At 57.7% G+C, this 8,959-nt stretch carries 11 protein-coding genes; 9 read left to right on the top strand and 2 right to left on the bottom strand.

Annotation, left to right across the window (positions count from 1 at the left end; genetic code table 11):
* The 9 genes from P8O11_RS11180 to P8O11_RS11140 form a co-directional block, all read left to right on the top strand.
* The coding region (locus tag P8O11_RS11180) for a MaoC family dehydratase (RefSeq protein WP_300294235.1) at positions 1-880 on the top strand (880 nt) is incomplete at its 5' end.
* A gap of 187 nt (positions 881-1,067) precedes the next feature.
* On the top strand, positions 1,068-1,451 hold the full coding sequence (gene sdhC, locus P8O11_RS11175; RefSeq protein WP_300294234.1) for a succinate dehydrogenase, cytochrome b556 subunit: 384 nt from the start codon (positions 1,068-1,070) through the stop codon (positions 1,449-1,451).
* 12 nt (positions 1,452-1,463) lie between these two features.
* On the top strand, positions 1,464-1,835 hold the full coding sequence (gene sdhD, locus P8O11_RS11170) for a succinate dehydrogenase, hydrophobic membrane anchor protein (RefSeq protein ID WP_300294233.1): 372 nt from the start codon (positions 1,464-1,466) through the stop codon (positions 1,833-1,835).
* A gap of 13 nt (positions 1,836-1,848) precedes the next feature.
* A complete protein-coding gene (gene sdhA / locus P8O11_RS11165; RefSeq protein ID WP_300294232.1) occupies positions 1,849-3,654 on the top strand; it encodes a succinate dehydrogenase flavoprotein subunit in 1,806 nt (601 codons plus the stop codon).
* Positions 3,654-3,992, top strand: coding sequence for a hypothetical protein (locus P8O11_RS11160; protein ID WP_300294231.1), 339 nt, complete (start codon positions 3,654-3,656; stop codon positions 3,990-3,992). Before sdhA ends, P8O11_RS11160 begins: the two co-directional genes overlap by 1 nt.
* Before the next feature lie 12 nt (positions 3,993-4,004).
* Positions 4,005-4,790, top strand: a complete 786-nt coding sequence (locus tag P8O11_RS11155) for a succinate dehydrogenase iron-sulfur subunit (protein WP_089887770.1) — start codon at positions 4,005-4,007, stop codon at positions 4,788-4,790.
* A 164-nt stretch (positions 4,791-4,954) separates the two neighbouring features.
* Positions 4,955-5,086, top strand: coding sequence for a hypothetical protein (locus tag P8O11_RS11150; RefSeq protein ID WP_271437363.1), 132 nt, complete (start codon positions 4,955-4,957; stop codon positions 5,084-5,086).
* A gap of 53 nt (positions 5,087-5,139) precedes the next feature.
* Positions 5,140-5,901, top strand: a complete 762-nt coding sequence (locus P8O11_RS11145) for a hypothetical protein (protein ID WP_300294230.1) — start codon at positions 5,140-5,142, stop codon at positions 5,899-5,901.
* Between the two features lie 54 nt (positions 5,902-5,955).
* Positions 5,956-6,798 carry a DUF1989 domain-containing protein gene (locus P8O11_RS11140; RefSeq protein WP_300294229.1) on the top strand — a complete coding sequence of 281 codons (843 nt, stop codon included), beginning with the start codon at positions 5,956-5,958 and terminating at the stop codon, positions 6,796-6,798.
* Positions 6,799-6,883: 85 nt separating this feature from the next.
* On the opposite strand, the gene deoD is transcribed toward P8O11_RS11140, so the two are convergent.
* Positions 6,884-7,591, bottom strand: a complete 708-nt coding sequence (gene deoD, locus P8O11_RS11135; RefSeq protein ID WP_300294228.1) for a purine-nucleoside phosphorylase — start codon at positions 7,589-7,591, stop codon at positions 6,884-6,886.
* A 57-nt stretch (positions 7,592-7,648) separates the two neighbouring features.
* A partial coding sequence (locus P8O11_RS11130) for a methylmalonyl-CoA mutase family protein (RefSeq protein ID WP_300294227.1) occupies positions 7,649-8,959 on the bottom strand: 1,311 nt, incomplete at its 5' end.

Here is an 8,959-nt window from a genome sequence, read left to right as displayed (position 1 = left end):
TGCGGCTCAGAGCGGTTTGGAAGGCTCCCCGATCGATGACTTGGCGGCGTTCCATGTGGTCTTTGGCAAGACTGTTCCTGATATTTCGCTGAATGCGGTGGCCAATCTGGGCTATGCCGAGGGGCGCTGGCTTTTGCCTGTGTATCCCGGTGATACGCTGCGCGCTGTGTCTGAAGTCATTGGCCTCAAGCAAAACAGCAATGGCAAGACAGGGGTTGTCTGGGTACGGACCACAGGTCTCAACCAGATGGAAGAGCCTGTGCTCAGCTATGTGCGCTGGGTCATGGTGCGCAAAGGCAATCTGGATGCACCTGCTCCCGAGACACATGTGCCTGAGCTTGCGGGTGTGATCGCGCCCGAAGATCTGAAGATCCCCGAGGGCTTGGACTTTACGGGCTATGACTTTGCCCTTGCAGGCGAGCCGCACCGCTGGGGCGACTACGCCGTTGGTGAGAAGATCGACCATGTTGACGGTGTGACGATCGAGGAAGCCGAGCATATGCTCGCCACGCGGCTTTGGCAGAACACCGCCAAGGTACATTTTGACGCGACGTTCCGCCCCGATGGCCAGAGGCTCATCTATGGCGGACATATCATCTCGATGGCACGCGCGCTGAGCTTTAACGGGCTTGCAAATGCGCAGATGATTGTTGGCCTCAATGGGGGTGCGCACGCAAACCCCTGTTTTAGTGGGCTGACCGTGAAGGCGTGGTCCGAAGTGCTGGACAAGGCCGAGACATCCGCGCCCGGCGTGGGGGCTGTGCGTTTGCGGCTTGTCGCCGTGAGCGGGGGCGACGCCTTTACGCTCAAAGGCGAGGATGGAAAATATCTTCCGCATGTTCTGTTGGACCTCGATTACTGGGCCCTGATGCCGCTCTGAGGTGGCTTATTTTGTGATCACACTTTCAATAAGTGTGATCACAAATGCAATTTTCTCGGCATTTGCGACAAAAAAGCAGGTCTGATCGGCGTCTCTTTGCGTGACTCTGCCTTCAAATCCGTTATCAGAGGTGTAACGCGTGCAGAGGTATTGAGTCAGCACGCATCTGAGAAGAGGATCTACTCACATGGCCAATGGCAAACCCGTAGAGCGCCCGCTTTCGCCGCATTTGACGATTTATCGCCCGCAGCTCACTTCGATCACTTCGATCCTGACACGGATCACAGGCAACGCACTGATCATCTCGGCGCTGCTCGTGGTTTGGTGGCTCTTGGCGGCGGCTGTCGGCCCCGCCTATTATGAGGTCGCCAACGCGGTGCTGACCTCATGGTTCGGCGACATCGTCATGAGCCTCTCGGTTCTGGGCGTCTGGTATCACTACCTTGCAGGTCTGCGTCACCTCTATTTTGATGCGGGTCACGGTCTTGATATCCCGACTGCAGAAAAGCTCGGGTGGGCTTGTCTGATCGGATCGGCAGTTCTCACCGTAATCACTTTGATCATCGTATAAGGGGAGCGAGACATGCGGTATTTGACAGCTCGTAAACGCGCAGCAGGCAAAGGCTCGGCCCATCATGGCGCGGAGCACCACTGGTCCATGCAGGTGAGTGCCGTTGGCCTCGCCCTCGTTGTGCCTGCCTTTATCTTTATTATCGGGCGCGCTCTGGGCAGCAGCCACGCCGAGGTGCTGGCGACGTTCCAAAGCCCCTTTGTTGTAATCATCGTAGGGCTTACGCTTTTCATCGGCCTCAATCATGCGCGCAAGGGTGCGCAAATCATGATCGAGGATTACACGAAGGGCACGACCCGCAAAGGGCTGATCATTTTTGTGACAGCTCTCACCTATTTGATGACGGCTACCGCGCTCTATGCGCTGGCCAAACTCGCGCTGTAAGGACATTTTGACCATGGCTGAATACGAATACGAAACACACGATTATGACGTTGTTGTTGTCGGTGCGGGTGGCGCTGGTTTGCGTGCAACGCTCGGTATGGCCGAGCAGGGCTTGCGCACCGCTTGTGTGACCAAGGTTTTCCCAACGCGCTCCCACACGGTTGCAGCGCAAGGCGGTATTGCTGCTTCGCTGTCCAACATGGGCCCTGATCACTGGCAGTGGCATATGTATGACACGGTCAAAGGCTCTGACTGGCTTGGTGACACAGATGCGATGGAATATCTCGCTCGCGAAGCGCCCAAGGCGGTCTATGAGCTTGAGCACTATGGCGTTCCGTTTTCGCGCACAGAAGAGGGCAAGATTTATCAACGTCCCTTCGGCGGCCACACCACCGAGTTTGGCGAAGGCCCCGCTGTGCAGCGCACTTGCGCCGCCGCGGACCGCACAGGCCACGCGATCTTGCACACGCTTTACGGCCAGTCGCTGAAGAACAACGCCGAATTCTACATCGAATATTTCGCGATCGATCTGGTCATGTCCGAAGACGGGCAGTGCCAAGGTGTCGTTTGCTGGAAGCTTGATGACGGCACGATGCATGTCTTTAACGCCAAGATGGTCGTTCTGGCCACAGGTGGCTACGGGCGCGCTTATTTCTCGGCCACATCTGCGCACACATGCACAGGTGATGGTGGCGGCATGGTCGCTCGCGCGGGCCTTGGCTTGCAGGATATGGAATTCGTCCAGTTTCATCCCACAGGCATCTACGGCTCAGGCTGCCTGATCACCGAGGGCGCACGCGGCGAGGGCGGCTATCTGACAAACTCCGAAGGCGAACGCTTTATGGAGCGTTATGCGCCACAGTATAAAGACCTCGCGCCGCGCGACTATGTTTCGCGCTCGATGACCATGGAGATCCGTGAGGGCCGTGGCGTGGGTGCTGAGGGCGACCATATTCACCTCAACCTCTCACACCTCCCTGCCGATGCTCTGGCCGAGCGCCTTCCAGGCATCTCGGAATCAGCCAAGATTTTCGCAGGTGTTGATGTCACCAAAGAGCCGATCCCTGTGATCCCGACGGTGCACTACAACATGGGTGGCGTGCCAACGAACTATTGGGGCGAAGTGATCAACCCGACGAAGAAAGACGCAAACGCTATCGTGCCGGGCCTTATGGCTGTGGGCGAGGCGGGCTGTGCCTCTGTGCACGGCGCCAACCGTCTTGGTTCGAACTCGTTGATTGACCTTGTGGTCTTTGGCCGCGCTGCGGCGATCCGCGCGGGCCAGATTGTGGACGCTGACGCGCCCAACCCCGAGCTGAACAAAGCTTCTGTTGATGCGGCGTTTGCGCGCTTTGACGGTCTGCGCCACGCCAAAGGCACAACCGGCACTGCCGAGCTACGCCTTGAGATGCAAAAGACAATGCAGGCTGACGCGGCTGTGTTCCGTACATCCAAGACGCTCAAAGAGGGCGTTGATAAGATGGCGGCGATTGCAGACAAGCAGGATGATCTCAAAGTCACAGACCGCTCGCTGGTCTGGAACTCTGATCTCATGGAAACGCTTGAGCTGACAAACCTTATGCCAAACGCTTTGGCCACTATTGCTGGCGCAGAAGCCCGTAAGGAAAGCCGCGGCGCACACGCGCACGAAGACTTCGCCACACGCGATGACGAAAAGTGGCGCGTTCACACCATTGCCCACCTTGAGGGCAACAAAGTGAAGCTGAGCTATCGTGATGTCGGCAAAACGCCTCTGACGACTGAGAAAGAAGGCGGAATCAGCCTCAAGCGGATCGCTCCGAAAGAGCGGACGTTCTGATGACGCTTAAGGCTGCATATCTGGCAGGCGCTTTGGCGTTGCTCGCTGGCTGCGACACGGCTCAAAAGGCCGTGGACGATGCTGCGCGGGTAACGGCGAAAGCCACGGTGGAAAAGGTTCTCACGGCGCATCTGCCGGAGACCGTGCCCGCCAAGCTGGTGACGCCTTACTCTAGCTGCATCATCGACAACGCAAGCGCCAACGAGCTTTTCAAGCTCAGCCGCGCCTCGATCACGGGTGTTGAGCCCAGCACAATCGGCTTGGTCACGGATATTATCCAGCGCCGCGCTACAACCACATGTATTGCCAAGGCCTCAACTGGCCTCTTGGCCTCCTAAAGGAGAAAACGGATGGCAGAGTTCAAACTTCCCGTGAATAGCCGCATTACGACGGGCAAAACATGGCCCAAGCCAGAAGGTGCGACCAACCTTCGCCAGTTTGATATCTATCGCTGGAACCCTGACGATGGGAAAAACCCCTGCGTTGATACGTATTTCGTGGATATGGACAACTGCGGTCCGATGATCCTCGATGCGCTCATCAAGATCAAAAACGAGATCGACCCGACGCTCACGTTCCGCCGCTCTTGCCGCGAAGGGATTTGTGGCTCCTGCGCGATGAACATCGACGGGATCAACACACTGGCCTGTATCTACGGGATGGACGAAGTCAAAGACGGGACTGCTGTCAAAGTTTATCCGCTGCCGCATATGCCAGTGGTAAAAGACCTTATCCCCGATCTGACGCATTTCTACGCTCAGCACGCGAGCATCATGCCTTGGCTCGAAACCAAGACAAACCGCCCGCAAAAAGAATGGAAGCAGTCGATTGGTGATCGCAAGAAGCTTGATGGCCTCTATGAGTGTGTCATGTGCGCCTGCTGCTCGACATCTTGCCCGAGCTACTGGTGGAACTCGGACAAATACCTTGGCCCGGCCGCGCTGCTTCATGCATATCGCTGGATCATCGACAGCCGCGATGAGGCAACAGGCGAGCGTCTGGACGATCTGGAAGATCCGTTCAAACTCTACCGCTGCCATACAATCATGAACTGCGCCAAGACTTGCCCCAAGGGTCTCAACCCAGCCAAAGCGATTGCAGAGATCAAGCGCATGCAGGTCAACCGCGTCGTTTAAGGCTCGTTTGCACTAAAATTAGGCGGGTAGCTCTGCGGGGCTGCCCGTTTTTTATGCTGCGATGCAGCATCGGTATGGCTGCCATTCTGATTTGGCACTGCTCCCATTCAACAAAGCCTTTATAGTAGGGACAGGGAGGAGTTTGACACATTCGGAGCAAACTCATGCAGAACCAGACTGAAGTCCAGAAACGTGCCGCCCTCGACGCTCTTGATCAAGCATATGAATACTGGTCAGGCGACAATCAGAAACCAGAAACCCAACACCCTTATGAAGACACGCCAATGGCGGCCTAAGCCGCTGGACAGTTGCGTCGCTCGCTCCTAGCCTTTGGCCAAAGGAGCAGACCATGGCGACGCATCATTTCTCGGCGATTGCGGTATCGCGCCGCCAAGGCGCGATCAGCGAGCATTTTGTCTTTGGCGAGCGCAATTCTGGGACCAATCTGGCGCACCAGCTTCTCGTGCAAAACATCCCTGCACTTAAAGACAGCACAGGCGACAGAATTGGTCCACAGGGCTTTCGCTATGACTGGAAGCACGGCTTTCCACAGATGGTTGCGGCGCCCGCAAGTTGCCTCGCCGTGGTCATGTTCCGCGCGCCCGAAACATGGCTGCGCTCGATGCACGCCCGCCCGTGGCACGCTGTACCTGAGCTGGCCAAGCTTGAGTTCTCCGATTTTATTCGTGCCGAGTGGCAGACCCGCGTGGACGAGCAGAACTTTGGTGTTGCGCAAGGCGGGGCCCGTTGGGGCACGGAGCTGCACTATGACCGCCATCCGCTGACAGGCGCGCGCTTTGAAACGATCCTTGCGCTGCGTCATGCAAAGAACACCGGCTTTCTAAGTCTTGAAACGCGGTTCGCCAATTGCCTGATACTGCGCCATGAAGACCTGACAGCCAACCCGGAAGGGTTTGTGCGTTTTGTGTCTGAGCACTACGGACTTGCGCGCTATCAGACTTTCCGCCCTGTCGCCGCACGGCGCGGGCGGGCCAGTGAAGGGGCGTTTCAGCCAGCGGGCTATGCGCCTCTTGAGGCAGCGGATCACGCCTTTGTCTGGACGCAACTCGATCTTGCCCAAGAGGCGCAGCTTGGGTATGCGCCGACTTGAAGCTCGGGCGTTTTGCTGCAAGGCTGGAATTGAAAGCCAGCGAAAGATGCCCAAATGACCGAGCCAAATGATGCCGCCGCGCGCCGCGCTGTTGAACCAGTAATCTGCTACCCCAACGCCACCCTGCCGACACCGCCGATGGCGCTCTATCGCGCAGCGCGAGACGGGGCGAAGAAGATCAGCGAGACCTTTGCCGCCCCGCGCGAGGCCTGCACATTTGAATTGCCACAGGGCAGCTTTTTTCGCATCAGCTCTGTGGAAGGCCCGCAAGTGGGCGATCTCAATCTCTGGAACAAGAACGACCTGTCGGAGCGGTTTTATTCGGGCAAGACCCGTGCCCTGCACGGCACCCATATCACAACAGGCGAGCGGATGTGGTCAAGCTTCCCGCATTTGCGCCCCCTTGCAACGATCGTGGCGGACACTCTGTCTTGGTATGGGATCGACGCATTTGGCGGCTCCGTGCATGATGTGATTGGCACACGCTGTGACCCCTACACAGGCAATTTGCTCAGTGGGACGCAATATCACCACTGCTGTCATTCAAACCTCACCCGCGCCTTGGCTGACCATCTTGGTGTGAGCGACGCTGAAGCGGAGCCACATGTGCATGATGTTTTGAACGTGTTTATGTGCACAGGTTTCACCCGCGATACAGGGCAGTATTTTATGAAAGCCAGCCCGGTGCGGGTGGGTGACTATCTTGAGTTTTTCGCGGAGGTTGATCTACTAGGGGCTTTGTCGGCTTGCCCTGGCGGGGATTGCTCAAGCGAGCATACCTCGGATACGGCGGCGTGTTATCCTTTGCATGTTGAGGTGTTTGAGCCTTTGGACGGGGCGCTGGAGGGCTGGGAGCCGCCTGTGAAGAACGGCTATAACGGAAGCCATGGGAGATAGGGATCGAATTGCGCAGCGCGCAATCCGACCAGGCGAGGGGCGCTGCCCCTCGCGCTCCCCGGGATATTTTAAGAAAGAAAAAGAGCTAGGCAGGGAAGGCCGCGTGGAGAGCGATTTGGACCATGTCGCCAAAGCTTTGTTCACGCTCGGAGCTGGGAAGGGCCTCGCCTGTTTGCAAGTGATCCGAGACTGTCAGAACCGCGAGGGCACGCGCACCAAGACGGGCCGCGACCGTGTAGAGTTCGGCGGCTTCCATTTCGACGCCGAGAATACCGTGGCGTGTCATTTGCTCTGTGAGATCTGGGCGTTCGTCATAAAATACGTCAGAGGAATATATGCCACCTACATGGGGTGTTTGACCCATGGCCTCGGCGGCTGTGACAGCGGCGCGCAGAAGTGCCCAATCCGCCGTAGGTGCAAAGTTGACTTCACGGAAGAGGCCCATAGATGGGGTGTTGAGAGAGGTTGCACTCATGGCGATGATGACATCGCGAATTTTGACATGAGGCTGCATGCCGCCACAGGAGCCGATGCGAATGAGGGTTTTGGCACCGAAGTCGCGAATAAGCTCGTTGGCGTAAATAGAGAGGCTTGGCATGCCCATACCTGAGCCGTGGATTGTCACAGGGTTGCCTTTATACGTGCCCGTATAGCCGAGCATGCCACGCACTTCGTTGACGAGGCGGGGGGCATCCAGAAACGTTTCGGCGGCCCATTTGGCGCGCAAAGGGTCGCCTGGCATGAGGACCGTCTCGGCGATATCGCCAATTTTTGCACCGATGTGAACTGTCATAGTGTTTCTCCCGCTTGTCCGCGGGAGAGTGCAAAACCGTGCCGGAAAGGTAAAGCGCTATTCGGCGGCTTCGGCCTTTGGATCGGCCAGCGTGACCACATCCATCATGATGGTGTTGAGCTCGAAATCCTTGGGCGTGTAAACGCGCGCCACGCCCATTGCCAGCAGCCGTTTGGCGTCGTCATCCGGGATAATCCCGCCGACGATGACAGGGATATGCGCAAGGCCTGCGGCTTCCATGCGCTGCATAAGCTCTTCCACGAGAGGGATATGGCTGCCCGAGAGGATCGAGAGGCCAACCACATGGGAGCCCTGTTCTTCAGCCGCGCGCACGAGCTCTTCAGGCGTGAGGCGAATGCCATCATAGGTGATGCTCATGCCGCAGTCGCGGGCGCGATATGCGATCTGTTCGGCGCCATTGCTGTGGCCATCCAGACCTGGCTTGCCAATGAGAAAGGCAAGGCGGCGGCCCAGCTTGTCCGAGACGTGGTCGACAGCGGCACGCAAATCATCCAGCCCTTCGGTCTTGTTTGAAGGAGAGGGCGAGACGCCCGTTGGTCCGCGGTATTCGCCGTGGACTGCTCGCATCTGGGCGGCCCATTCGCCTGTTGTCGCGCCTGCCTTGGCAGCCACGATTGAGGCGGGCATGATATTCTCACCCTTTGCAGCGGCGTCGCGTAGCGCCGTGAGAGCAGATTGAACAGCAGCCTCGTCGCGTGCGGCCCGCCATTCTGTGAGGCGGTTGATTTGTTCGGCCTCTGTGGCAGGATCCACAGTCATAATGCCGCCATCGGCGCTCATCAGCGGGCTTGGTTCGGTTTGTGTGTATTTGTTCACACCGACAACCACAGTTTCGCCAGCTTCAATGCGGCCCAAGCGCTCGGCGTTTGAGGTCACCAGTTGGGCTTTCATATAGTCAATCGCCTTGATCGCACCGCCCATGCCATCAAGCCCTGCGAGTTCTTGGCGGGTGCCGGCTTTGAGGGCTTCGACTTTAGCGTCGACAGCGGGGTTGCCATCAAAGAGATCGTCATATTCCAAGAGATCGGTTTCAAAGGCCATGATCTGCTGCATCCGCATCGACCATTGCTGATCCCAAGGGCGGGGCAGGCCGAGGGCTTCATTCCACGCGGGAAGCTGCACAGCACGAGCGCGGGCCTTTTTGGAAAGCGTCACGGCGAGCATTTCGATCAGGATACGGTAGACGTTGTTCTCTGGTTGCTGCTCTGTGAGGCCGAGCGAATTGACCTGCACACCATAGCGGAAGCGGCGGAACTTGGCGTCTGTGACCCCGTAGCGCTCCAGCAAGATTTCATCCCAGAGGTCGACAAAGGCGCGCATTTTGCACATTTCGGTGACAAAGCGGAT

Origin of the sequence: Lentibacter sp., assembly GCF_029254145.1 — a bacterium.
In the GTDB taxonomy this organism is placed as follows: Bacteria; Pseudomonadota; Alphaproteobacteria; order Rhodobacterales; family Rhodobacteraceae; genus Lentibacter.
This window is presented reverse-complemented; position numbering and strand designations above follow the sequence as displayed.

Excerpts from the sequence above, each read along its gene's own strand:
- P8O11_RS11145 (WP_300294230.1), top strand. The coding sequence starts at position 5,140 with ATGGCGACGCATCATTTCTCGGCGATTGCGGTATCGCGCCGCCAAGGC.
- P8O11_RS11150 (WP_271437363.1), top strand. The coding sequence starts at position 4,955 with ATGCAGAACCAGACTGAAGTCCAGAAACGTGCCGCCCTCGACGCTCTT.
- sdhD (WP_300294233.1), top strand. The coding sequence starts at position 1,464 with ATGCGGTATTTGACAGCTCGTAAACGCGCAGCAGGCAAAGGCTCGGCC.
- P8O11_RS11140 (WP_300294229.1), top strand. The coding sequence starts at position 5,956 with ATGACCGAGCCAAATGATGCCGCCGCGCGCCGCGCTGTTGAACCAGTA.
- sdhA (WP_300294232.1), top strand. The coding sequence starts at position 1,849 with ATGGCTGAATACGAATACGAAACACACGATTATGACGTTGTTGTTGTC.
- deoD (WP_300294228.1), bottom strand. The coding sequence starts at position 7,591 with ATGACAGTTCACATCGGTGCAAAAATTGGCGATATCGCCGAGACGGTC.
- P8O11_RS11160 (WP_300294231.1), top strand. The coding sequence starts at position 3,654 with ATGACGCTTAAGGCTGCATATCTGGCAGGCGCTTTGGCGTTGCTCGCT.
- P8O11_RS11155 (WP_089887770.1), top strand. The coding sequence starts at position 4,005 with ATGGCAGAGTTCAAACTTCCCGTGAATAGCCGCATTACGACGGGCAAA.
- sdhC (WP_300294234.1), top strand. The coding sequence starts at position 1,068 with ATGGCCAATGGCAAACCCGTAGAGCGCCCGCTTTCGCCGCATTTGACG.